A 23,305-nucleotide genomic window follows, 5' to 3' on the forward strand; every position below is an offset into this window, starting at 1 on the left:
GCGGTGCAGGGGGCTGCCGGTGCCCTCCACCCTGCGGTCGGCGGCCGAATCCCTGCAAGGGGGCCGGATCGGCCGTAGCGTGAGTGCCCACCGGCGAACGGAGGGCACCCGTGGCGAAGAGGCTCGCGAAGAAACCGTACGAGCAGGAGCTGCTGCGGCTCCAGTACGAGCTCGTCCGCCTCCAGGAGTGGGTCCGCTCCGAAGGGGTGCGGCTGGTCGTGGTCTTCGAGGGCCGGGACGCCGCCGGCAAGGGCGGCGCGATCAAACGGGTCACCGAGTACCTCAATCCGCGCCTCGCCCGGATCGCCGCACTGCCCGCCCCGACCGAGCGCCAGCGCGGCCAGTGGTACTTCCAGCGCTACGTCGAGCACCTGCCGGCCGCCGGCGAGATCGTCCTGTTCGACCGCAGCTGGTACAACCGCGCCGGTGTGGAACGCGTGATGGGCTTCTGCACCGAGGAGGAGTACCGGCTGTTCCTGCACCAGGCGCCGATCTTCGAGCAGATGCTCGTCGAGGCGGGCATCCTGGTGCGCAAGTACTGGTTCTCGGTGAGCGACAAGGAGCAGGAGAAGCGCTTCCGGGACCGCCTGGAGGACCCGATGCGGCGCTGGAAGCTCTCCCCGATGGACGTCGAGTCGATCACCCGCTGGGAGGAGTACTCCCGGGCCAAGGACGAGATGTTCGCCCACACCGACACCCCCTGGTCGCCCTGGTACGTGGTGGAGAGCGACGACAAGCGGCGGTCCCGGATCAACATGATCGCCCACCTGCTCTCCACCGTGCCCTACAAGGCGATCGAGCCGCCCGCGGTCAGCCTGCCGCCCCGCCCCGGGCCGACCGGCTACCGCCGCCCGCCCCGGGACCTCCAGACGTACGTCCCGGACCACGCCTCGACGCTCCGGGGCTGACCGCTCAGGTCGCCGAGCCGGCCGCGGCGCCGGTGGCCAGGTCCGGGCCCCAGCGGTCCAGGGCGGCCGCCAGGTCGAGCGGGCCCGGGCGGGCACCCGAGTCCGCCGCCGGCCAGTCCTCGCGCGGCACCCGCCACATCACCTCGAACTCGTTGCCGTCCGGGTCCTTGGCGTAGAAGGACTTGGACACCAGGTGGTCGGTGGAGCCGACCAGGGCGTCCAGCTCCGCCAGCCGGGCACCCAGCGAGGCCAGCTCGCCCAGCGTGCCGACCTCCCACGCCAGGTGGTAGAGGCCCACCCGGCCCTGCTCCGGGCCGGGCGCGTCCGCGCCGATCGCGAAGAGGCCCAGGTCGTGGTCGTTGAGCGTGCCGGGCGCCGACAGGAACGCCGCCCGCCCCGCGATCAGGTGGTCGACCCGGAAACCGAAGACGTCGGTGTAGAACGCGACCGAGCGGTCGACGTCGCGTATCCACAGCACGGCGTGGTTCAGGCGGCGGACGGACATGGCGGCACTCCTTCGACAGCGGGGGAAGCCACCCAGCCTACGCGGTCAGGTTCAAATTCGAACTACCCACCCTGGCCGTCGGCGCCCTCGCATACCCTTGCGCCCGTGGACGAACCGGACCTCTTCACCGCCGCCGCCGAGGAACGCCAGGCCAAGGAACCCGGCCGCGCCCCGCTCGCCGTACGGATGCGCCCGCGCACCCTGGACGAGGTCGCCGGCCAGCGCCGCCTGCTGCGCGACGGCTCCCCGCTGCGCCGCCTGGTCGCCGGCGCCAAGGGCCCGGCCGCCACCAGCTCGGTGATCCTCTGGGGCCCGCCCGGCACCGGCAAGACCACCCTCGCCCACGTCATCAGCCAGGCCGTCGAGGGCCGCTTCGTCGAACTCTCCGCCATCACCGCGGGCGTCAAGGAGGTCCGCGCGGTCATCGACGGCGCCCGCCGCGCCGTCGGCATGACCGGCCGCGAGACCGTCCTCTTCCTCGACGAGATCCACCGCTTCTCCAAGGCCCAGCAGGACTCCCTGCTGCCCGCCGTGGAGAACCGCTGGGTCACCCTGATCGCCGCCACCACCGAGAACCCCTACTTCTCGGTGATCTCCCCGCTGCTATCCCGCTCGCTGCTGCTCACCCTGGAGTCACTCACCGACGAGGACGTCCGCCTGCTGCTGCGCCGCGCCGTGGCGGACGAGCGCGGGCTGGCGGGCGCCGTCGAGCTCACCGCGGAGGCGGAGGACCACCTCGTCCGCCTCGCCGGAGGCGACGCCCGCCGGGCGCTGACCACCCTGGAGGCGGCGGCCGGCGCCGCGCTGGAGCAGGGCGCGGCGGAGATCACCCTGGCGGCCACCGAGACCGCCGTCGACCAGGCCGCCGTCCGCTACGACAAGGACGGCGACCAGCACTACGACGTGGCCAGCGCCCTGATCAAGTCGATCCGCGGCAGCGACGTGGACGCCACCCTGCACTACCTGGCCCGGATGATCGAGGCGGGGGAGGACCCGCGGTTCATCGCCCGGCGCCTGATGATCTCCGCCAGCGAGGACGTCGGCCTGGCCGACCCCACCGCGCTCTCCACCGCCGTCGCGGCCGCCCAGGCGGTCGCCATGATCGGCTTCCCGGAGGCCCGGATCATCCTCGCCCAGGCCGCCATCGCGCTCGCGCTCGCGCCCAAGTCCAACGCCGCCTACCTGGCCATCGACGCCGCCCTCGCCGACGTCCGGCAGGGGATGGCGGGCGCCGTCCCGCCGCACCTGCGCGACGCGCACTACGGCGGCGCCGGCAAACTCGGCCACGGCAAGGGGTACCAGTACCCGCACGACCTCCCCGAGGGCATCGCCGCCCAGCAGTACGCGCCGGACGCGGTCCACGGCAAGGCGTACTACCACCCCACCCGGCGCGGCGGCGAGGCGCGCTACGCCGACACCGTCGAGTGGACCAGGGCCCGGCTCAAGGGGGAGTGAACCCCGCGGCGCGGCCCGGGCGCGGCGACTTCGGGGCGGTGATCCGGACCGGTGGGCCGGCGGTATACTCGATCGGAGTGCCATGTCCCGGGCACGGCGGCGGGTGAGAACCGGCCGACCGTCCGCACCAGCGGGGCACCGGCCACGAGGTCCCTCCTCCGGGAGGGCCTCCAGGAGCGTCGCGCACCGGTTCCGGTGTCGCGGGCAGCCCACCACCCCCGCGGTCGGTGGGCCACTCGTGTGCAAGCACGCACGTGCCCGGCTCGGAGAGCGGCTGACCACCCCGGTGGTTTTTCTCCGGGTCGCGAGAAGCGGCCTCCGTCAACACCTGGTGAAGCCGTATTCGCACACCGAAAGAGGTATTGGTTCCATGGCGAACCAGAAGCGCCCCAAGGTCAAGATCGCTCGTGCCCTGGGCGTCCCGCTGACCCCGAAGTCCGTCAAGTACTTCGAGGCCCGCCCCTACCCGCCCGGCCAGCACGGCCGCGGCCGCAAGCAGAACTCTGACTACAAGGTCCGTCTGACCGAGAAGCAGCGTCTGCGCGCGCAGTACGACCTGAGCGAGAAGCAGATGGCCCGCGCCTTCGAGTCGGCCAAGAAGGTCGAGGGCAAGACCGGTGAGGCGCTCGTCGCCCTGCTGGAGACCCGTCTCGACGCCCTGGTCCTGCGTTCGGGCATCGCCCGCACCATCTACCAGGCCCGTCAGATGGTCGTGCACGGCCACATCGAGGTCAACGGCAGCAAGGTCAACAAGCCGTCGTTCCAGATGAAGCCGGGCTACGTCGTCACGGTCAAGGACAAGTCCAAGGAGAAGGTCCCCTTCCAGGTGGCTCGCGAGGGCGGCAACGCCGGCGAGGGCCAGACCCCGAAGTACCTCGAGGTCAACCTGAAGGCCCTGGCCTTCCGCCTGGACCGCGCGCCGCAGCGCCGCGAGGTCCCGGTCGTCTGCGACGAGCAGCTGGTCGTCGAGTACTACTCGCGCTGACCCGCGGGCAGTACCACTGCAGCACTGAGCCCCCGCAGCCCCACCGGCTGCGGGGGCTCACCCCTTTCCGTGCGGGGAAGCCGCGATGCGTGCCTTCGGAGGTCACGGGTGCCACAGAAAGGGGCCCGAGTGCCCTCCGGGCGACAACTCCTAGAGGGCCGGTACCGGTGACGGTTCGACCGGGCACGGGTCCGGCGGGCGGCCGTCCGTGTCGAAGGGCCGGCTCGGCGGGAACTCGCCGCCGCCCAGGGCCCGCCGCACCGCGGAGTCCAGGTCCAGCGCCGCACCGCGCGCGAACGCCTCCTCGAACTCGTCCTCGGTCAGCCCCGACCTGGCCCGCTCCGCACCCTCCCGGTGCGGACCGTTGAAACTGCGCGAACCGAAGAACGGCGTGCCCACGCCCTGCCAGATCCGGTGCGCCGCCCCCTGCAGCACCCGCGCCTCCACCAGGTCCGCCTCCGGACCCTCCGTCTCCAGCACTGCCAGCAGCTCCATGCCCAGCACGATCCCCAGCAGGTCGCGGAACCGGTGGTTGAGCCGCACGCACTCGCGCGCGTACGTCCGGGCCTGCCGCAGCTCGCCCGTCGTCCAGCGGGCGTGCGCGTAGGCGTACAGCCCGTACGCGTACGCCCACTGCTCGCCGTGCTCCTCGCAGATCTCCCGCACCCGCTCGATCCACGCCGCGCCGGTCTCCGCGTCGCCCTGGAACAGGTGCGCCAGACCCAGCTCGAACATCGCCATCAGGACGTTGCTGTTCATCTCGCCGAGCGCGTTGTAGTGCCACAGCGCCTCCTCGAACAGCTCGCCCGCCCGCACCGGGTCGTCCGCGATCAGCGCCGCACAGCCCTGCCGGTGCACCGCGTAGGCCAGCGCCCGGTCGTCCCCGGTCTCCAGCGCCTGCCGGCGGCACTCCTCCAGCGCCGGCGCGGCACCGGTCAGATCGCCCTGCAGGGTGGCCATGTAGCCGGTCACCCAGAGCGCCTTCGCCCGCGCCCCGGTCGGCTCCGGTGCCAGCGCCAGTGCCCGGTCCAGCCAGTGCCGGCCCTCACCGATGTGCCCGGAGCCCACCCAGTAGAACCACAGCGTGCCGGCCAGCACCAGCGCCTGCTGCTCCTCGCCCGGCTCCGCCAGGCAGAACTCCAGCGCCGCCCGCAGATTGGAGTGCGCCAGCCGCGTCCGCTCGGCGGTCTCCGCCTGCCGCGGCCCGAACCACTCCACCTCGCCCCAGGTCGCCACCCCCAGGTACCAGTCGCGGTGGCGGCGCAGCAGCCGCTGCTCCTCGCCCGCGGAGGCCAGCCAGTGCGCGCCGTACTCGCGCAGGGTGTCGAGCATCCGGAAGCGCACGGTGTCGCCCGCGTCCAGCCGCAGCACCACGGACTTGTCCACCAGGTCGGCGAGCAGGTCCGTCATCGATTCGGGGTCCAGCCCCTCGCCGGCGCAGACGTACTCGGCGGCCTCCAGGTCGAAGCCGCCGGAGAACACCGACAGCCGTGCCCAGAGCAAACGTTCCTGCGGAGAGCAGAGTTCGTGGCTCCACCCGATCGTGGTGCGCAGCGTCTGGTGCCGCGGCGGAGCCGTCCGGGCCCCGCCGGTCAGCAGCCGGAACCGGTCGTCCAGCCGGATCGCGATCTGCTCCACCGACAGCGCCCGCAGGCGGCCGGCGGCCAGCTCCACCGCCAGCGGGATGCCGTCCAGCCGACGGCACAGCACGGCGACGTCCTCCCGGTTCTCCGCGGTCAGCTCGAAGCCGGGCACCACCGCGGCCGCCCGGTCGGCGAACAGCCGCACCGCGTCCGGACGCCGCCCGTCCGGGCAGTCCACCGGCAGCGGCGCCAGCGGCAGCAGGTGCTCGCCGTCCACCCGCAGCGACTGCCGGCTGGTGGCCAGCACCCGCAGGCCCGGCGCGCCGCGCAGCAGTACGTCGACCAGCTCGGCGCAGGCGTCCACCAGGTGCTCGCAGCCGTCCATCACCAGCAGCATCCGCCGGTCCGACAGCTGCTCGACCAGCACGTCGAGCGGCGGGCGCGCGGTGGAGTCGGTGAGCTCCAGCGCCTCCAGCACCGCGTGGCCGAGCAGCAGCCCGTCCTGCACCGGGCCGATCTCGGCGAGCCGGACGCCGTCCGGGAAGGACCGGCCGGCCGCCGCCGCGGCCGCCCGCAGGGCCAGCCGGGTCTTGCCGACACCGCCCGGGCCGGTCACCGTGACCAGTCGCGAGGAGCCGAGCAGCCGCGCCAGCGCGGCGAGTTCGGCGCGGCGCCCGACGAAGCTGGTGAGATCGGCGGGCAGCCGTCCGCGGGCCGTCCGCCGCTGCCCGTCCGCCGCGGGTTCGCTGGACAACCGAGCCCCCATGTCGTCGATGGGATGGTGTGCGGGCCGGCCAGCGGGCCGGCCCGTTCCGATCAACGAGGTGACCTGCCGACGGGTCACGCCCCGCCCCGCGCCCGGGCACGGCGGGGCGGCGCTTATCCGGTCGGGAAACCGCCCGTGGTCACGATAGGGTTCCCTTCGGAGGAAGCTGCAAGGCGAGGGAGCGCACAAGGTGTCCGTGGGAGAACTGGCCGGCCTGTTGGTGGCCGTGTTCTGGGCGGTCCTGGTCACGCTGCTCGCCGTGGTGCTCGTCCGGCTCTCCAAGGTGCTGAAGGAGGCCACCGTCCTGGTCTCCGCCGTCACCGAGCAGGCCGTGCCGCTGCTGGTCGACGCGGGCGCGGCCGTCCGCAGCGCCAACGAGCAGCTGGAGCGGGTCGACGAGATCACCGCCAACGTGCAGGACGCCGCCGCCAACGCCAACGCCCTCTCCTCCACCGTCGCCGCCACCATCGGCGGCCCGCTGGTCAAGGTCGCCGCGTTCAGCTACGGCGTCCGCAAGGCCGTCGCCCGCCAGCAGGGCACGGCCGCCCTCCCCGAGCAGGCCGCCGACCGCGACGCGCTCGCCCGGCTGATCCGGGCCGAGGTCCGCGCGGCGACCGCGCCGCGCAGCGGCGGGCTGCTCGCCCGCGTCCGCCGAGCGGTGAGGGGCTGACCACGGTGGTTCGACGCATCTTCTGGATGGCGGTCGGCGCCGGCGCCGCCGTCTGGGCCATGGGCAAGGCCAACGAGGCCGTGCACCGGCTCACCCCCGACAGCATCTCCGGCACCGCCGCCCGCGGCGCCCTCCGGCTCGGCGACGCCGCCAAGCGCTTCGCCCAGGACGTCCAGGCCGGCATGGCCGAGCGCGAGCAGGAGCTCCGCGCCGACCTCGGCCTCGACGGCACCGCCGTGGTCGAGCCGCCGCGCCGCCGCCGCGCGCTGCGCCCCGAGCCCGGCCACCGAGCTATCTCGGCGGCCCCGGGCTCCCCGGCCGCCGCCCTGCCCCCGAAGCGCAGCACCACCACCAAGAGCATTGCCGAGCCCCGCCAGCGCCGAGCGCTGCCGGGCAGCAACCCAACCGGAAGGACCACTGATGGAGTCGGCTGAGATCCGCCGCCGCTGGCTGCGCTTCTTCGAGGAGCGCGGCCACACCGTCGTACCGTCGGCGTCGCTCGTCGCCGACGACCCCACCCTGCTGCTGGTCAACGCCGGCATGGTGCCGTTCAAGCCGTACTTCCTCGGCGAGGTCAAGCCGCAGTACTCCCGCGCCACCTCCGTCCAGAAGTGCGTCCGCACGCTGGACATCGAGGAGGTCGGCAAGACCACCCGGCACGGCTCGTTCTTCCAGATGTGCGGCAACTTCTCCTTCGGCGACTACTTCAAGGAAGGGGCCATCAAGTTCGCGTGGGAGCTGCTCACCACTCCCGTCGCGGACGGCGGCTACGGCCTGGAGAAGGAGAAGCTCTGGATCACCGTCTACAAGGACGACGACGAGGCCGAGCAGATCTGGCGCGACGTCATCGGCGTCCCGTCCGAGCGCATCCAGCGCCTCGGCATGAAGGACAACTTCTGGTCGATGGGCGTCCCCGGCCCGTGCGGCCCGTGCTCGGAGATCAACTACGACCGCGGCCCCGCGTACGGCGAGGAGGGCGGCCCGGCCGTCAACGGCGAGCGCTACCTGGAGATCTGGAACCTGGTCTTCATGCAGTACGAGCGCGGCCACGGCGACGGCAAGGACGGCTTCGAGATCCTCGGCGACCTGCCGAGCAAGAACATCGACACCGGCCTCGGCCTCGAGCGCCTCGCCGCCATCCTGCAGGGCGTCGACAACCTCTTCGAGATCGACACCAGCCGGATGATCCTCGACCGCGCCGCCGAGCTCACCGGCCACAGCTACGGCGCCGACCACAAGTCTGACGTCTCGCTGCGCGTGGTCACCGACCACTTCCGCACCGCCATCATGCTGATCGGCGACGGCGTCACCCCCGGCAACGAGGGCCGCGGCTACGTGCTGCGCCGCATCCTGCGCCGCGCCATCCGCAACATGCGCCTGCTGGGCGCCACCGAGCCGGTGGCCAAGGAGCTCACCGACATCACCATCAAGGCGATGGCCCCGCAGTACCCGGTGCTGGAGACCGACCGCAAGCGCATCGAGACGGTCGTCACCGCCGAGGAGACGGCCTTCCTGCAGACCCTGAAGGCCGGTACCAACCTGCTGGACGCCGCGGTCACCGAGACCAAGCAGTCCGGCGGCGCGGTGCTCTCCGGCGACCAGGCGTTCAAGCTGCACGACACCTACGGCTTCCCGATCGACCTCACCCTGGAGATGGCCGAGGAACAGGGCCTCCAAGTGGACGAGTCCGGCTTCCGCCGCCTGATGCAGGAGCAGCGGGACCGCGCCAAGGCCGACGCCAAGGCGAAGAAGATGGGCCACGCCGACGTGGCCGCCTACCGCGAGGTGGCGGACAAGTCCGGCGCGAGCGTCTTCACCGGCTACACCGCCACCGAGGGCGAGGCCACCGTGGTCGGCCTGCTGGTGAACGGCGTCCCGGCGCCGGCCGCGACCGAGGGCGACGAGGTCGAGATCGTCCTCGACCGCACCCCGTTCTACGCCGAGGGCGGCGGCCAGCTCGCCGACCACGGCCGGATCCGCCTGGACTCCGGCGCGGTCGTCGAGGTCCGCGACGTGCAGCAGCCGGTGCCCGGCGTGACCGTGCACTCCGGCGGCGTGCTCTTCGGCGAGGTCGTGCTCGGTGCCTCCGCGTACGCCACCATCGACGTGGACCGCCGCCGCGCGGTCTCGCGCGCCCACTCGGCCACCCACCTCACCCACCAGGCGCTGCGCGACGCGCTCGGCCCGACGGCCGCCCAGGCCGGTTCGGAGAACGCGCCGGGCCGCTTCCGCTTCGACTTCGGCTCGCCGGCCGCCGTCCCCGGCTCGGTGCTGACCGACGTCGAGCAGAAGATCAACGAGGTGCTGGTCCGCGAACTCGACGTCACCGCCGAGGTCATGACGATGGACGAGGCCCGCAAGGCCGGCGCCATCGCGATGTTCGGCGAGAAGTACGGCGACTCGGTGCGCGTGGTGACCATCGGCGACTTCTCCAAGGAGCTGTGCGGTGGCACGCACGTCGGCAACACCGCCCAGCTGGGCCTGGTGAAGCTGCTCGGCGAGTCCTCGATCGGCTCCGGCGTGCGCCGCGTGGAGGCGCTGGTCGGCGTCGACGCGTACAAGTTCCTGGCGCGCGAGCACACCGTGGTCTCCCAGCTCACCGAGCTGGTCAAGGGCCGTCCGGAGGAGCTGCCGGAGAAGATCGCCGGCATGCTCACCAAGCTCAAGGACGCCGAGAAGGAGATCGAGCGCTTCCGCGCCGAGAAGGTCCTCGCGGCGGCGGCCGGTCTGGCCGACGCGGCCGAGGACGTCCGGGGCGTGGCCCTGGTCGCGGCCCGGGTCACCGACGGCACCGGTGCGGACGAGCTGCGCAAGCTGGTGCTGGACGTCCGCGGCCGCCTGGGCTCCCGCCCGGCCGTGGTCGCGGCCTTCACCGTGGCGAACGACCGCCCGCTGACCGTGATCGCCACCAACGAGGACGCCCGCGCCCGCGGCGTGAAGGCCGGCGAGCTGGTCCGCACCGCGGCGAAGACGCTCGGCGGCGGCGGTGGCGGCAAGGACGACGTCGCCCAGGGCGGCGGCTCCAACCCGGCCGCGGTGGACGAGGCGATCGCCGCCGTCCGCGCCCTGGTCGCGGAGCGCGCCTCCTGATGACCGAGCAGCTGCCCGAGAAGGTCTTCCGGCGGGGCCGGCGGATCGCCGTCGACGTCGGCGACGCCCGGATCGGGGTCGCGTCCTGCGACCCCGACGGGCTGATCGCCACGCCGGTGGAGACCGTGCCCGCCGGGGGCCGTTCCCAGGCGCGCCTCAAGGAGATCGTCGAGGAGTACGACGCGATCGAGGTCGTGGTCGGCCTGCCCCGCTCGCTGAGCGGCAAGGAGGGGCCGGCCGCGGCCAAGGTCCGGGCGTACGCCGGGCGGCTGGCGGCGCTGCTGGCGCCGGTCGGCGTCCGGCTGGTGGACGAGCGGATGACCACCGTCACCGCGGCCCAGGGCCTGCGGGCCTCGGGCCGGTCCTCGAAGAAGGGCCGGTCGGTGATCGACCAGGCGGCGGCCGTGGTGATCCTGCAGGCGGCGCTCGAAGCCGAACGGGTGAGCGGCCGGGCGCCCGGCGAGAGTGTCGAGCCGGCCGTCTGAGCAGTTAGTACTAACGTCCCACAAGGGGTCCGTGCGGAGGTGTCCGCACGGGCCCCTTCGCCGTTGTCGCCGTTGTTGGAGCAGGCCGGCACTGCCGGCTGCCGACGGAGGGGCCGTTCGTGACCGACCCGTACACCGCACCAGGCATGGGCCCCGGCGTCACCCCCGGCCACCTCGGCGCCCCCGCGGAGGAGCCCGAGGGCCGGCCGCCCGGGCAGCCGTACGCGGTGGAGCCACCGGACCCGGAGAAGGTCCGGACCGGGGCGGCCTGCTGCCTGAGCGTGCTGGCGCTGTTCGGGGTGGCCTGTGTGCTGGCGCTGGCGGTCTACCTGGTGTGGCCCGAGCCCGAGCCGGAGGCGCCCGACTACGCGGGCGGCGGCAACGGGACGGTCGAGGTGTCGGTGCCGCAGGGCGCGACGCTGACCGCGATCGGCAAGGCGCTGGTCAAGAACGGGGTGGTGGCCAGCACCAAGGCGTTCACCGACGCCGCGGCCCAGCACCCGGCCGGCAACCGCATCCAGCCGGGCACCTACACGCTGAAGCTGAAGATGTCGGTGGCCTCCGCGCTCGGCGTGCTGCTCGACCCGGCCAACGCCAATGCGCTGACCATTCCCGAGGGGCGCCGCGCCGAGCAGGTGTACACCGCGATCGACGAGCGGCTCCACCTGGCACCCGGCACCACCAAGGGCGTCGCCAAGGAGCACGGCGGCGACCTGGGCCTGCCGGAGTCCGCCCGGGGCAACCCGGAGGGGTACCTCTTCCCGTCGACCTACCCGGTGACCGGCGAGACCACGCCGCTCGGCCTGCTCCAGCAGATGGTCACGGAGGGTGGCAAGGCCCTGGAATCCGGCGGGGTCGACGCGGCGGCCACCGCATTCGCACAGAGCCCCTACGGAGTCCTCACCGTGGCCAGCCTCGTGCAGGGCGAGGCCGACAACGCCGAGGACATGGCCAAGGTCGCGAGGGTGATCTACAACCGGCTGGCCAAGAACATGCCGCTGCAGCTGGACTCGTCGATCAACTACGCGCTCGGCCGCTCCACGCTGACCACCACGACCACGGACACCCAGCTGGACTCGCCGTTCAACACCTACCTGCACACCGGCCTGCCGCCGACCCCCATCTCCAATCCGGGCCGGGAGGCCCTGCGCGCAGCCGCCGACCCGGCCGAGGGCGACTGGCTCTACTTCGTCACCGTGCGTCCCGGCGACACCAGGTTCACCGACAGCTTCGAACAGCAGCAGAAGAATGTCGCAGAGTTCAACGCCCATCAGAAGCAACAGAGTTCCCCGCCCGCGGAGGGTGGTCACTGAGGGTGCGCATGCGGCGAATCGCGAATGCTGCGGTACGGTAACGTCTCCCTCCGGATGATGCCGTAGCACGCCGGTTCGACTCGGCGGTACGCATAAGGGGTTCGATGACTGACCAGGGCGGGGGCTACCGCCCCCAGGGAGACCAGCCGTGGCACCCGGGCGATCCCGGGTACGGCATCCCGCAGCAGCCGCAGCCCGTCGACCAGACCGGCTCGTGGCAGGTGCAACCCGACGCGTACGGCCAGCAGCAGTACGGCCAGCAGGGTTACCCCCAGCAGCAGGGCTGGCAGCAGCAGCCCTCGTACGGCCAGCACGGCTACCCGCAGCAGCAGGTGCAGCAGCAGCCCCAGATGCCGCAGCAGCAGGGCTACCAGCAGCAGGGGTACGCCCAGCAGCAGTTCCAGCAGCAGCAGTTCCAGCAGCAGAACTCCGGCGGCTGGCAGATCCCGCAGGATCTCCGGCAGCAGGGGATGCAGCAGGGCATGCAGTCCCAGGGCGTGCAGCAGGGCATACAGCAGCAGGGCAACCCGCAGCAGCAGGGCTACGGCCGCCGGCCGATGCCGCCCCAGCAGGGGCAGATGCAGGCCGGCCCGGGCATGATGCAGGCGGGCCAGGGCATGGCAGCCGGCCAGGGCGTTCAGCAGGGCTTCCCGCAGCAGCCGGGCCAGCAGCCGGGACGTCCGCCGCAGCCCGGTGCCCCGGTGCCGCCGCCGCGCCGCGCCCAGCCGCGCCCCTCGGGCCCCGGCCCGGACGGCATCGACTGGGAGGCCGAGGCCGCCGCCCTCGACGACCCCGCCGAGGCGGAGGCCGAGGAGTGGGAGGACGACTTCGACGAGTACGCCGAGGACGACGACCCCACCGAGGGCAGCTCGTTCTTCGACGGCGAGGAGGACGGCTCCCGCGAGGCCGAGCGCAAGCGCAAGGAGAAGGGCAAGAAGGCCGGCCGCCGCAACCGCGGCGCCTGCCTGGTGGTCGCCCTGGTCCTGCTCGGCGGCATGGGCGGCGCCGGCTGGTGGGGCTACGGCTTCTACCAGGACCACTTCGGCCCGCCGCCGGACTACGCGGGTTCCGGCACGGGCTCGGTGCACATCGAGATCGCGGCCGGCTCCAGCGGTACTGCCATCGGCTCGCTGCTCTTCAAGTCCGGCGTGGTGAAGAGCGTCGACGCCTTCGTGTCGGCCTTCAACAAGGACCCGAAATCCGGCAGCATCCAGCCCGGCTTCTACACGATGGCCCGCGAGATGTCCGGTGCGGCGGCCGTCAAGCTGCTGGTCGACTCGGCCGGCGGCAACGCGCTGATCCTCCCGGAGGGCCTGAAGGCCGTCGACATCTACCAGCGCATCGACGGCAAGCTGAACGTGCCCAAGGGCACCACCGCCAACGTGGCGAAGGAGCAGCTGAACAACCTCGGCCTGCCCGACTACGCGAAGGGGAACATCGAGGGCTTCCTGTTCCCCGACAAGTACTCGGTCGCCCAGGGCATGAAGCCCGAGGACCTGCTCAAGCAGATGGTCGCCAACGCGGTGAAGCACTACCAGGACCTGAACCTCGACCAGGGCGCGCAGAAGGTCGGCCTCAAGAGCGGCTACGAGGTGCTCGTCGAGGCGAGCATCCTCCAGGCGGAGGGCAAGTACGACAAGGACTTCGGCAAGATGGCCCGGGCCCTGTACAACCGCCTGAACAGCAACGCCACCCAGGGGAAGCTGCAGCTCGACACCACGCTGCAGTACCAGCTGGGCCGCGTCCACTTCACCAACGCCGAACTCCAGACCAACAAGAGCCCGTACAACACGTACGTGGTCAAGGGCCTGCCGCCGACCCCGATCGGCAACCCCGGCACGTTGGCGATCAACGCGGTGCTCAACCCGACGCCGGGCGACTGGATCTACTGGTACTCCATGTCGGAGGAGGAGACCCGCTTCGCCGTCACGTACGAGGATCACCTGAAGAACGTCGCCGAGAACTGTGCCGCCCACGGGCAGGCGTTCGACAAGCAGCTGGGCGTCTGCAAGTAGCCGCACCTCCCGGCCGGCCGCCCCGGCCGGCCGGGAGCCGCTGTGTCAGACGGTGCAGCGCGGGGTCGAGCTGCCGTAGGTCATGAAGCTCATGCGGTCGCGGGTCTGCGGCCCGTAAACGCCGTCCTGGCTGATGCCGCCGCGCTGCTGGACCCGCAGGACGGCCGCCTTGGTGGCGTTGCCGAAGATCCCGTCGCGTGCGACGTTCTCGCCGTTGCAGAAGTAGAGGCTCTCCTGGAGGGCCTTGACCCCGTCGCCCGTGTGGCCGTAGGCGAGGCGGCAGTCCACGGACCCGGAAGCGGTCGTGGGCATGGTCGTCAGGCTCAGCCGGGCGGTGCAGGTGGGCAGTGAGGCGGCGCCTGCCGGGGCGGTGCCCAGCCACAGGGCGGACAGGGTCAGCGCGCCGGCGGCGGCGATGCGTACGATGCGGGACATCCGGTCTCCGATGCGGTTAATCGAACGGGTGTGCAATCGAATGGTGTGCCCACGATCCGCCGCTCGGCCACTGCTCCTGCCGGGCGTGGCCGAATCCGCCGTGATCCTGTCCTGATCCAACGCCCACGATGGGACTGACGTGACGACACAACTGCGGGCCGCCGTGCTCGGCTCTCCGATCGCGCACTCGCTGTCGCCGGTGCTGCACCGCGCCGGCTACGCGGCGCTGGGCATGGCGGAGCGGCGGTACGACCGGTTCGAGGTGGACGAGGCGGGGCTGCCGGGATTCATCGAAAGGATCGAACCCGCCGAGTGGGCCGGCCTGTCGCTCACCATGCCGCTCAAGCGGGCGATCGTCCCGCTGCTCGACGAGGTCGGTCGGACGGCGCTGGCCGTGGACGCCGTCAACACCGTGGTCTTCGGCCCGGACGGGCGGCGCAGCGGGGACAACACCGACGTGCCCGGCCTGGTCAACGCGCTGCGCGAGCGGGGCGTGGAGAAGGTGGAGGCGGCCTCGGTGCTGGGCGCCGGGGCGACCGCCTCCTCGGCGCTGGCCGCGCTGGCCGAGGTGTGCACCGGCGAGGTGACCGTCCACGTCCGCAGCGAGCAGCGGGCCGCCGAGATGCTCGCCCTCGGCGAGCGCCTCGGCCTGCGGATTCGCACCGCCGCCTGGGAGGACGGCGCCCGGGCGCTGGAGTCCCCGCTGACGATCTCCACCACCCCGGTCGGTGCCACCGACGGCTTCGCCGACGTGTTGCCGAGCGGGCCCGGGGTGCTGTTCGACGTGCTGTACCACCCGTGGCCGACCCGGCTGGCGGCCGCCTGCGCCGAGCGCGGCGGGACGGTGCTCGGCGGCCTCGACCTGCTGGTGCACCAGGCGGTGCTGCAGTTCGAGGCGTTCACCGGCGTGCCGGGCCCGCTGGCGGCGATGCGCGCGGCCGGGGAGGCGGCGCTCGCGGAGGGCTGAGCAGGCTACCCCGGGCCCGGCGCGCCAAACCTGTGAGTGTCCATACAGGTGTCCGGCACGCGGACCACGTGCCGGTCCCGCCCCGCGGCATGAAAGGATCAGGACAGAGCGCGGGCCCCGTCGCCTCCTGCCCGAGGGCGGGCCCGCCGGACGAAGGCCCCGGTCGGCCCGCATCGCGCGGGCCGGGCCGCTGACGAAGGAGCTCCGTTGGGTAGGTTGCGCTGGCTGACGGCGGGGGAGTCGCACGGCCCCGCACTGGTCGCGACGCTGGAGGGCCTGCCGGCCGGTGTGCCGGTCACCACCGCGATGGTGGCCGACGCGCTGGCCCGCCGCCGGCTCGGCTACGGCCGCGGGGCGCGGATGAAGTTCGAGCAGGACGAGGTGACCTTCCTCGGCGGTGTCCGGCACGGCCTGACCATGGGCAGCCCGGTCGCGATCATGGTGGGCAACACCGAGTGGCCCAAGTGGGAGCAGGTCATGTCGGCCGACCCGGTCGACCCGGAGATCCTGGCCGGCCTCGCCCGCAACGAGCCGCTGACCCGCCCGCGCCCCGGCCACGCCGACCTCGCCGGCATGCAGAAGTACTCGATCGACGAGGCCCGTCCGATCCTGGAGCGCGCCTCCGCCCGCGAGACCGCGGCCCGCGTCGCGATCGGCACCGTCGCCCGCTCGTACCTCAAGGAGACCTGCGGCATCGAGCTGGTCTCGCACGTGATCGAGCTCGGCGCGGCCAAGGCCCCGCTCGGCGTCTACCCGCTGCCCGCCGACGAGGCCCGCCTCGACGAGGACCCGGTGCGCTGCCTGGACGGCGACGCCTCCGAGCGGATGGTCGCCGAGATCGACCAGGCCCACAAGGACGGCGACACCCTCGGCGGCGTCGTCGAGGTGCTGGCGTACGGCGTGCCGGTCGGCCTCGGTTCGCACGTGCACTGGGACCGCCGCCTGGACGCCCGCCTGGCCGCCGCCCTGATGGGCATTCAGGCGATCAAGGGAGTGGAGGTCGGCGACGGCTTCGAGCTGGCCCGGGTGCCCGGCTCCCAGGCCCACGACGAGATCGTCCCCACCTCCGAGGGCGTCAAGCGCTCCTCCGGCCGCTCCGGCGGCACCGAGGGCGGTCTGTCCACCGGCGAGCTGCTGCGGGTGCGCGCCGCGATGAAGCCCATCGCGACCGTGCCGCGCGCCCTTCAGACCCTGGACGTGCGCACCGGCGAGCCGGCCAAGGCCCACCACCAGCGCTCCGACGTGTGCGCCGTGCCGGCCGCCGGCATCGTCGCCGAGGCGATGGTCGCGCTGGTGCTCGCGGACGCCGTGGCGGAGAAGTTCGGCGGCGACAACGTCTCCGAGACCCGCCGCAACGTGCAGTCCTACCTCGACCACCTGATCGTCCGATGAGCACGCCGGTCGTCGTGCTGGTCGGCCCGCCCGGGGCCGGCAAGTCCACGGTCGGCCGGCTGCTCGCCGAGCGCCTCGGGGTCGGCTTCCGGGACACCGACGCCGACATCGAGGAGCAGGCGGGCAAGCCGATCCCGGAGATCTTCATCGACGAGGGCGAGCCGCACTTCCGCGAACTGGAGGTGCGGGCCGTCCGCACGGCCGCCGGGACCCACCCCGGCGTGCTCGCGCTCGGCGGCGGCGCGGTGATGGCCGACGCCACCCGCGCCCTGCTGGCCGGCCTCCCGGTGGTCTACCTGGAGGTCGCCCTCGGCGACGCCGTCAAGCGGGTCGGCCTGGACGCGCCGCGCCCGCTGCTCGCCGTCAACCCGCGGGCCCGCTGGCGCGAGCTGATGGAGGCCCGCCGCCCCCTCTACCTGGAGGTGGCCAAGGCCGTCGTCGACACCCAGGGGCTCACCCCCGAGCAGGTCGCGGACGCCGTAATGGAAGCACTGGAGCTGAAGCAGGCATGACCGACACCGTCACCATCCACGTCGGCGGCAGCGCCGGACACGACCCGTACGACGTGCTGGTCGGACACCAGCTGCTCGGCGAACTCGCCCCGCTGATCGGCGGCAAGGCCAAGCGGGTCGCGGTCATCCACCCGGAGGCGCTGGCCGCCACCGGCGAGGCGATCCGCGAGGACCTCGCCGCCGAGGGCTACGAGGCGATCGCCCTCCAGGTGCCCAACGCCGAGGAGGCCAAGAGCGCCGAGGTCGCCGCCTACTGCTGGTCCGTGCTCGGCCAGACCGGCTTCACCCGCAGCGACGTGATCGTCGGCCTCGGCGGCGGCGCCACCACCGACCTCGCCGGCTTCGTCGCCGCCACCTGGCTGCGCGGAGTGCGCTGGATCTCCATGCCGACCACCCTGCTCGGCATGGTGGACGCGGCCGTCGGCGGCAAGACCGGCATCAACATCGCCGAGGGCAAGAACATGGTCGGCGCCTTCCATCCGCCGGCCGGCGTGCTCGCCGACCTGGCGACCCTGGAGACGCTCTCCAAGCACGACTACGTCTCCGGCCTCGCCGAGGTGATCAAGGCCGGCTTCATCGCCGACCCGGTCATCCTCGACCTGGTCGAGGCCGACCCGGAGGCCGCCACCACCCCGGCGGGCCCGCACACCCCGGAGCTGATCCGCCGGGCCATCCAGGTCAAGGCCGACGTCGTCTCCGGCGACCTCAAGGAGGCCGGCCGCCGCGAGATCCTCAACTACGGCCACACCCTCGGCCACGCCATCGAGCGCAACGAGCGCTACAAGTGGCGGCACGGCGCGGCGATCTCCATCGGCATGGTCTTCGCCGCGGAGCTCGGACGCCTCGCGGGTAGGCTGGACGACGAGACCGCCGACCGGCACCGGCGGGTGCTCGGCTCGGTGGGGCTGCCGCTGACGTACCGCGCGGACGCCTGGCCCCGACTGCTCGACGCCATGAAGATCGACAAGAAGTCCCGCGGCGACCTGCTGCGCTTCATCGTCCTGGACGGCCTCGCGAAGACCTCCGTCCTGGAGGGTCCCGACCCGTCCCTGCTGGTCGCCGCCTACGCGGAGGTGTCCGGATGACCACACGGGTGCTCGTCCTCAACGGGCCCAACCTCGGCCGGCTCGGCAGCCGCGAACCCGACGTGTACGGCGCCACCTCGTACGCCGGGCTGGTCGAGCGCTGCACCGCGCTCGGCGCCGAACTCGGCCTGGAGGTGGAGGTCCGGGAGACCAACTCCGAGCTGCAGATGGTCGAGTGGCTGCACCAGGCCGCCGACGCGAAGACCCCGGTCGTGATCAACCCCGGAGCCTTCACGCACTACTCGTACGCCATGCGCGACGCCGCCGCCCAGCGCACCGCGCCGCTCATCGAGGTGCACATCTCCAACCCGTACGCCCGGGAGGCCTTCCGGCACAACTCGGTGATCGCCGCGATCGCATCCGGCACCATCGCCGGGTTCGGCCTCGGCTCGTACGAGCTGGCCCTTCGCGCCCTCGCGGAGCAGCTCACCTCCCGCTGACACGTGATCATTCGGCCCGGTGGCGGACTGTGCCCGCCACCGGGCCGACGTGTAGTGTCCCGCTCGGGAGGTGACGATGTCGCAGTACGCAGGGGGAGGACCGATGCCTCCGCGACCCGTCGCGCCACCGTACCCGGCCAGGCCAGGAGGGGTGCAGCCGCCGTACCCGGCCAGGCCCGGCACGCAGTCGCCGTACCCGCAGCAGCCCGCCCGGCAGCCGCAGCCCGCCGCACCGGCGCCCTCGGCCCCGATGCCCGCCGCGCCCGCACCCACGGCGCCCGCGATGAGCGTGCCGCCCGGCGCCACCGGACACTTCGTCCTCCCGGCCGGCGCACCCGTCCAGCTCCCCGCGCACCCGCCGCAGCACCAGCTCCCGACCGGCCCGATAGCCGTGCTGCTGATCGGTCCGGCCGGCGCGGGCAAGACCACCGTGGCCCGGCACTGGGCCGAGCGGCAGCCGATGCCCACCGCCCACATCAGCCTGGACGACGTCCGCGAGTGGGTGCAGTCCGGCTTCGCCAACCCGCAGTCCGGCTGGAACAACGCCTCCGAGGCCCAGTACCGCCTCGCCCGGCGGACCTGCGGCTTCGCCTGCCGCAACTACCTCGCCAACGGCATCTCCTGCATCATCGACGACGCCGTCTTCCCCGATCGGCCGGCCATCGGCCTCGGCGGCTGGAAGCGCCACATCGGCCCCGGCATGATCCCGGTCGTCCTGCTCCCCGGCCTCGACTCGGTGCTCGCCCGCAACGCCCGCCGCAGCGGCAACCGCCGGCTGAGCGACGAGGAGGTCGCCCGCATCCACGGCCGGATGGCCGGCTGGCGCACCTCGGGCCTGCCCATCATCGACAACTCCCAGCTGGACGTCGCCGCCACCGCCGCCGCCCTCGACCGCGCCATCATGTCCCGCCTGGCCGGCCGCCCGTGACCGCCCCGCTCACCGTCCACCGGATCACCCCCTACGACCCGGCGGACCGCGACGAACGCGGCCACTACCACGGACAGGTGTCCGACAGCAGCGACTGCGGACCGGTCGAGGCCGCCCAGCTCGCCGCCGTCCGCGCCTTCGCCGAGGCGCACGGCGTCGCCGACCTGGAGATCCGCGACCCCGAGGGTTACCTCGTCGCCGATCCGGAGTCCTACTACGACGGGCTGCGCCTGCCGCTGGACACCGCACTCGAACTCGTCCGCGGCATGATCCGCGAGGACGGCGGCCTCTGGTGCCTCCTGGAGGCCGACGGCTTCTTCGTCCACGTCGGTCACGACCGGTACGTCTACGTCGGGACGGCAGGCCCGGTGGACGCGCCCGTCGCCCTGGCCGCCGCACTCGGCCTCTTCCCCGAGCGCATCGACGCCTCGCCGTACGAGCCCGAACCCCCGACCGAACCGGCCCGCCCTGCCGACGACGCCTTCTGGCGGGCCCTGCCGTCCGCAGCCCCCGCCCTGCTGCAGCAGACCTGGCTGTCCGGTGCCTCCCGCTGGCACCGGATCACCCCCGGCCCCGCCGACGCCCTGCGGGCGGAGATGTTCCCGCGCGCCGAACTCGCCGTCTGGCCCGACCTGCTCACCACCCCGGAGGCGGCGCTCGCCGCCCTCGCCGGAACGGACGGGGCCCAGGTCGTGTGGGAGCAGCCCGACGGCAGCCTGGCCGGCCGGCGCGCGTACCGCGAGGACCATCCCGAGCTCGTCCCGCTGCTGCGGGCCGCCCGGACCGCGGCCGTCCTGCCCCAGGACGCCCGCCCGCTGCTCGCTGCCGTCCTGCCCGACGCCGACGGCGTGGTCCGCTCCCGCCGCCGACCGGACGTGTAGGGGCGCAGTTCCACGTGCCCCTGGACCGACCACCCGAGCGGGCGGTCGGGGTGTCACAGGGGGCTGGGATGATGGAGGGGCCGCAACGGACCAGACGAGGAGCTGACGCCCGTGCCCGAGGGCCACATCATCCACCGCCTAGCCCGAGAGAACCACCGAGCCTTTGCCGACCGGCCCGTACGCGTGAGCAGCCCGCAGGGGCGCTTCGCCGAGGGCGCCGCCCTGCTCGACGGCCGCACCCTGGACGAGACCGAGGCCCACGGCAAGCACCTGTTCCTCGCCTTCGGGGACGACTGGCTGCACATCCACCTGGGCCTCTACGGCAGCTTCGCCTTCGGCACCGGCGAGGTGCCCGCGCCGGTCGGCGAGGTCCGGCTGCGGATGGCGAACGACGAGGGGTGGGCCGACCTCCGCGGCCCCAACACCTGCGAACTCCTGGGCCCCGGCGAGAAGAAGGCCGTCCACAACCGGCTCGGCCCCGACCCGCTGCGTCCCGATGCGGACCCGGAGGCCGCCTGGCGCCGGATGGCCCGCAGTTCGACGACGGTGGCCGCCCTGCTGATGGACCAGAAGGTGCTGGCCGGAGTCGGCAACGTCTACCGCGCCGAGGTGCTGTTCCGGCTGGGCATCAGCCCGCACCGGGCCGGCAAGGACGTGACCCGTGCCGAGTGGGACGCGATCTGGGCGGACCTGGTCGCCCTGATGCACGAGGGCGTCGGCGCAGGGCGGATCGACACCGTGCGGCCCGAGCACACCCCGGAGGCGATGGGCCGCCCGCCGCGGGTGGACGACCACGGCGGTGAGGTGTACGTCTACCGCCGTACCGGCATGCCCTGCCTGGTCTGCGAGACGCCGGTGCGCACCGAGTCCCTGGTGTCCCGCAACCTCTTCTGGTGCCCCGGCTGCCAGCAGCGCTGACGGGCGGGCACTCGGGCCCTGCCCCGCCGCTGCGGCAGGGCAGGGCCCGACGGTCCGTCAGCCGCGCGGCAGCACCGTGGACTGCACCTCGGGCAGCTTCCGCCAGTCGCTGGAGACGATGCTGGCGTGGGCGGCGGCGAGCTGGGAGACCCGGGCCCGGGCCTGGTCGGCGGTCGGGTCGGTGCCGCTGATGGCGGGGGCGACGTTGTGGGCGTCGGTCATCACCAGCAGGTAGTGGCGGCTGTCGTACCAGGCGGTGTCGATGCCGCCGACGTACGCCGAGGCGTCGCCGTCGAACACCACGAACCAGGGCCGGATGTTCGTCTCGCCGTACTTGCCGCGCGGGTCGCCCGAGGTGGCGCCGTGCACCACCGGGAAGACCTGGGCCTGGCCGACCTTTCCGGCCGCGGCCAGGTCGCGCAGGTGGCGGGCGTACTCGACGTCGGTGTGCAGGGTGTCGAAGGGGTTGCCCTCCTCGAAGGTGCCGGGGATGACGTCCACCAGCACCCGGCCGGCCAGTGCGGCGCGGGTCGGCCAGTTGCCGGCCCGGGCGGCCTCGTCGAGGGTGGCGTACGGGCCGCCGCCGGGCTTGGCGAGCAGGTCGGCGGGGCGGAAGGCGGTGCTGCCCAGGTGGGCGGCTATCAGGCTGTCGAGCTGCACCGGGCCCATGCCGCGGTTGGCGGCGAAGCCGCCCTTGAGTTCGAGCTTGACCACCAGCGGGCCGCTGCCGGGGTGGGCGCCGAGCCAGACCCGGATGTCGTCGAGGCAGTGCTCGAGGTTCTTGTTGGTGCCGCCGCTGTAGAGCTGGGCGGGGCTGCTCGCGGCGGTGCAGTTGTTGGCGTTGCCGAGCGGGTTGGAGTGGCTGACCTTCCACTCCTTGGTGACGGTGTCCGTCCAGACGTCCAGTTCGATCATTCCGGTGCCGGTGTCCAGGCTCTGCGCGAGGAACGGGAACGCGGCCGGGTCGTAGGTGTTGTGGAGGCCGACGGTGGTGGCCGAGCCGAAGGGCAGGCCGCCGCCGGCGGCGGCGCCGGACTGGTGCGCGGGGATCAGGGCGGTGGCTGCGGCCAGCAGTCCCACGGCGAACGTACGGCGAAGCTTCACGGTGTCTCCTCGTCAGGAGCCTGGGAACGGCGGCCCGGACGGGCCGCCTCCGGAAGCATGGGCCACCGGAGCGGCTTCGAGGTGACATGACAAGAAAACTTGGCCGAAGCCGATCCCCCGTCATACTGCGTGCGGCGCAGCCGATCTCACTCCGGCGAGCCCCAGCCGGGCGGCCCCGACCCGGGTGACCCTCACTCCGGACGGCCGAGCACGCCGTGCTCCAGCACCTCCGCGACCGCCGGGTCGGTGAGCCGGTACCGCACCACGCGGCCGTCCCGCTCGCCCGCGACCACGCCCGCGGCGCGCAGCAGCCGCAGCGCCTGGGAGACCGCCGGGTCGCGCATGCCGGCCGCGACGGCGAGGTCGGTCACGGCGAGCGGCCCCGTGGTGTGCAGGGCGAGCAGCAGCGACAGCCGTCCGGGGTCGGCGAGCAGGGCGAAGCGGTCGGCCCAGGCACGGACACGGGCGGTGTCGCCGATCGCCGCGATGGCCTCGCAGACCCGGTGCCCGTCGATGGTGCGGTGGCCGGCGCGGTCGGCGGGGACGAGGTGCATGGCGGCATTCTCGCAGGCCGTCCGACCGTGATCTCCGACACCTGCGCAGGTCTGCAGGCTTGCAGCTGTCGGTCCGTCACCCCTACGGTGGAACAGCCGTGGTGTTCGGGAAGACCGGTGGAGGACCCTCGCGGGTCCGAGTCCGGAGCGGCCCTCGCCACTGTGAACGGGGAGTCAATCCGTACCCCTTTGCGGGTCACTGGGCGCAGCAGCGCGCCTGGGAAGGCCGGGTACGGGCACCGTCGGAACCTCCCCGTGAGCCAGGAGACCGGCCACGGCATCTCACGACGTCATTCCACGAGGTGCTGGAGCGT

At 73.0% G+C, this 23,305-nt stretch carries 22 protein-coding genes and 1 riboswitch; of the genes, 17 read left to right on the plus strand and 5 right to left on the minus strand.

Going from position 1 to position 23,305, the window contains the following annotated elements; all coding sequences use genetic code 11:
• Positions 1–110: 110 nt before the first annotated feature.
• On the plus strand, positions 111–908 hold the full coding sequence (ppk2, locus tag AB0M03_RS18095) for a polyphosphate kinase 2 (RefSeq protein ID WP_363492530.1): 798 nt from the start codon (positions 111–113) through the stop codon (positions 906–908).
• Positions 909–912: 4 nt separating this feature from the next.
• Here the strand turns inward: ppk2 and AB0M03_RS18100 are convergent, their stop codons facing one another.
• Entirely contained in the window at positions 913–1,413 is a 501-nt protein-coding gene (locus tag AB0M03_RS18100; protein WP_363492531.1) for a VOC family protein, read from the minus strand.
• Between the two features lie 105 nt (positions 1,414–1,518).
• Here AB0M03_RS18100 and AB0M03_RS18105 point away from each other — a divergent pair, with 105 nt between their 5' ends.
• The gene (locus tag AB0M03_RS18105; RefSeq protein WP_363492532.1) at positions 1,519–2,868 is read left to right on the plus strand and encodes a replication-associated recombination protein A; all 1,350 of its coding nucleotides are present in this window, start codon (positions 1,519–1,521) and stop codon (positions 2,866–2,868) included.
• 370 nt (positions 2,869–3,238) lie between these two features.
• Positions 3,239–3,853, plus strand: a complete 615-nt coding sequence (gene rpsD / locus AB0M03_RS18110) for a 30S ribosomal protein S4 (RefSeq protein WP_263102434.1) — start codon at positions 3,239–3,241, stop codon at positions 3,851–3,853.
• 150 nt (positions 3,854–4,003) lie between these two features.
• Here the strand turns inward: rpsD and AB0M03_RS18115 are convergent, their stop codons facing one another.
• The gene (locus AB0M03_RS18115) at positions 4,004–6,190 is read right to left on the minus strand and encodes an AAA family ATPase (protein WP_363492533.1); all 2,187 of its coding nucleotides are present in this window, start codon (positions 6,188–6,190) and stop codon (positions 4,004–4,006) included.
• A gap of 202 nt (positions 6,191–6,392) precedes the next feature.
• Between AB0M03_RS18115 and AB0M03_RS18120 the strand changes: the two genes are divergently transcribed.
• The 6 genes from AB0M03_RS18120 to mltG (AB0M03_RS18145) all read left to right on the plus strand — a co-directional run bounded on the left by AB0M03_RS18120 (position 6,393) and on the right by mltG (AB0M03_RS18145) (position 13,775).
• Positions 6,393–6,872, plus strand: coding sequence for a DUF948 domain-containing protein (locus AB0M03_RS18120; protein ID WP_363492534.1), 480 nt, complete (start codon positions 6,393–6,395; stop codon positions 6,870–6,872).
• A 5-nt stretch (positions 6,873–6,877) separates the two neighbouring features.
• A complete protein-coding gene (locus AB0M03_RS18125; protein ID WP_344624195.1) occupies positions 6,878–7,306 on the plus strand; it encodes a DUF6167 family protein in 429 nt (142 codons plus the stop codon).
• Positions 7,293–9,962, plus strand: coding sequence for an alanine--tRNA ligase (gene alaS / locus AB0M03_RS18130; RefSeq protein ID WP_363492535.1), 2,670 nt, complete (start codon positions 7,293–7,295; stop codon positions 9,960–9,962). Before AB0M03_RS18125 ends, alaS begins: the two co-directional genes overlap by 14 nt.
• Positions 9,962–10,447: a Holliday junction resolvase RuvX gene (gene ruvX / locus AB0M03_RS18135; protein WP_363492536.1), complete on the plus strand. Its 486-nt coding sequence runs from the start codon at positions 9,962–9,964 to the stop codon at positions 10,445–10,447. The genes alaS and ruvX overlap by 1 nt, the downstream gene beginning before the upstream one ends.
• Positions 10,448–10,566: 119 nt before the next feature.
• Entirely contained in the window at positions 10,567–11,760 is a 1,194-nt protein-coding gene (gene mltG / locus AB0M03_RS18140; RefSeq protein WP_363492537.1) for an endolytic transglycosylase MltG, read from the plus strand.
• A gap of 104 nt (positions 11,761–11,864) precedes the next feature.
• On the plus strand, positions 11,865–13,775 hold the full coding sequence (gene mltG, locus AB0M03_RS18145; RefSeq protein ID WP_363492538.1) for an endolytic transglycosylase MltG: 1,911 nt from the start codon (positions 11,865–11,867) through the stop codon (positions 13,773–13,775).
• Positions 13,776–13,820: 45 nt separating this feature from the next.
• On the opposite strand, the gene AB0M03_RS18150 is transcribed toward mltG (AB0M03_RS18145), so the two are convergent.
• Positions 13,821–14,210 carry a peptidoglycan-binding domain-containing protein gene (locus tag AB0M03_RS18150; protein ID WP_363492539.1) on the minus strand — a complete coding sequence of 130 codons (390 nt, stop codon included), beginning with the start codon at positions 14,208–14,210 and terminating at the stop codon, positions 13,821–13,823.
• A 139-nt stretch (positions 14,211–14,349) separates the two neighbouring features.
• Here AB0M03_RS18150 and AB0M03_RS18155 point away from each other — a divergent pair, with 139 nt between their 5' ends.
• The 8 genes from AB0M03_RS18155 (at position 14,350) to AB0M03_RS18190 (ending at position 21,333) form a co-directional block, all read left to right on the plus strand.
• On the plus strand, positions 14,350–15,177 hold the full coding sequence (locus tag AB0M03_RS18155; protein WP_363492540.1) for a shikimate dehydrogenase: 828 nt from the start codon (positions 14,350–14,352) through the stop codon (positions 15,175–15,177).
• 207 nt (positions 15,178–15,384) lie between these two features.
• Positions 15,385–16,569, plus strand: coding sequence for a chorismate synthase (gene aroC, locus AB0M03_RS18160; protein WP_363492541.1), 1,185 nt, complete (start codon positions 15,385–15,387; stop codon positions 16,567–16,569).
• Positions 16,566–17,081: a shikimate kinase gene (locus AB0M03_RS18165; protein WP_363492542.1), complete on the plus strand. Its 516-nt coding sequence runs from the start codon at positions 16,566–16,568 to the stop codon at positions 17,079–17,081. Before aroC ends, AB0M03_RS18165 begins: the two co-directional genes overlap by 4 nt.
• Positions 17,078–18,166, plus strand: a complete 1,089-nt coding sequence (gene aroB, locus AB0M03_RS18170) for a 3-dehydroquinate synthase (RefSeq protein ID WP_363492543.1) — start codon at positions 17,078–17,080, stop codon at positions 18,164–18,166. Before AB0M03_RS18165 ends, aroB begins: the two co-directional genes overlap by 4 nt.
• Positions 18,163–18,606, plus strand: coding sequence for a type II 3-dehydroquinate dehydratase (gene aroQ / locus AB0M03_RS18175; RefSeq protein ID WP_363492544.1), 444 nt, complete (start codon positions 18,163–18,165; stop codon positions 18,604–18,606). Before aroB ends, aroQ begins: the two co-directional genes overlap by 4 nt.
• A 103-nt stretch (positions 18,607–18,709) precedes the next feature.
• Positions 18,710–19,534 (plus strand): AAA family ATPase, encoded by an 825-nt coding sequence (locus AB0M03_RS18180; RefSeq protein ID WP_363492545.1) that lies wholly within the window; start codon positions 18,710–18,712, stop codon positions 19,532–19,534.
• Positions 19,531–20,415, plus strand: coding sequence for an RNA-binding protein (locus tag AB0M03_RS18185; RefSeq protein ID WP_363492546.1), 885 nt, complete (start codon positions 19,531–19,533; stop codon positions 20,413–20,415). Before AB0M03_RS18180 ends, AB0M03_RS18185 begins: the two co-directional genes overlap by 4 nt.
• A 111-nt stretch (positions 20,416–20,526) precedes the next feature.
• The gene (locus tag AB0M03_RS18190) at positions 20,527–21,333 is read left to right on the plus strand and encodes a DNA-formamidopyrimidine glycosylase family protein (RefSeq protein WP_363492547.1); all 807 of its coding nucleotides are present in this window, start codon (positions 20,527–20,529) and stop codon (positions 21,331–21,333) included.
• Positions 21,334–21,390: 57 nt separating this feature from the next.
• On the opposite strand, the gene AB0M03_RS18195 is transcribed toward AB0M03_RS18190, so the two are convergent.
• On the minus strand, positions 21,391–22,437 hold the full coding sequence (locus AB0M03_RS18195) for a phosphatidylinositol-specific phospholipase C domain-containing protein (protein ID WP_363492549.1): 1,047 nt from the start codon (positions 22,435–22,437) through the stop codon (positions 21,391–21,393).
• A gap of 191 nt (positions 22,438–22,628) precedes the next feature.
• On the minus strand, positions 22,629–22,991 hold the full coding sequence (locus AB0M03_RS18200) for a metalloregulator ArsR/SmtB family transcription factor (RefSeq protein ID WP_363492550.1): 363 nt from the start codon (positions 22,989–22,991) through the stop codon (positions 22,629–22,631).
• An 82-nt stretch (positions 22,992–23,073) separates the two neighbouring features.
• A riboswitch (cobalamin riboswitch) is annotated at positions 23,074–23,283 on the plus strand.
• Positions 23,284–23,305: the final 22 nt, after the last annotated feature.

Source organism: Kitasatospora sp. NPDC051914 (assembly GCF_040680995.1).
GTDB lineage: Bacteria > Actinomycetota > Actinomycetes > Streptomycetales > Streptomycetaceae > Kitasatospora.

Coding starts and splice junctions, on each gene's coding strand:
- AB0M03_RS18100 (WP_363492531.1), bottom strand. CDS start 1,413: ATGTCCGTCCGCCGCCTGAACCACGCCGTGCTGTGGATACGCGACGTC.
- rpsD (WP_263102434.1), top strand. CDS start 3,239: ATGGCGAACCAGAAGCGCCCCAAGGTCAAGATCGCTCGTGCCCTGGGC.
- alaS (WP_363492535.1), top strand. CDS start 7,293: ATGGAGTCGGCTGAGATCCGCCGCCGCTGGCTGCGCTTCTTCGAGGAG.
- ruvX (WP_363492536.1), top strand. CDS start 9,962: ATGACCGAGCAGCTGCCCGAGAAGGTCTTCCGGCGGGGCCGGCGGATC.
- mltG (WP_363492538.1), top strand. CDS start 11,865: ATGACTGACCAGGGCGGGGGCTACCGCCCCCAGGGAGACCAGCCGTGG.
- AB0M03_RS18150 (WP_363492539.1), bottom strand. CDS start 14,210: ATGTCCCGCATCGTACGCATCGCCGCCGCCGGCGCGCTGACCCTGTCC.
- AB0M03_RS18165 (WP_363492542.1), top strand. CDS start 16,566: ATGAGCACGCCGGTCGTCGTGCTGGTCGGCCCGCCCGGGGCCGGCAAG.
- aroB (WP_363492543.1), top strand. CDS start 17,078: ATGACCGACACCGTCACCATCCACGTCGGCGGCAGCGCCGGACACGAC.
- aroQ (WP_363492544.1), top strand. CDS start 18,163: ATGACCACACGGGTGCTCGTCCTCAACGGGCCCAACCTCGGCCGGCTC.
- AB0M03_RS18180 (WP_363492545.1), top strand. CDS start 18,710: ATGCCTCCGCGACCCGTCGCGCCACCGTACCCGGCCAGGCCAGGAGGG.
- AB0M03_RS18200 (WP_363492550.1), bottom strand. CDS start 22,991: ATGCACCTCGTCCCCGCCGACCGCGCCGGCCACCGCACCATCGACGGG.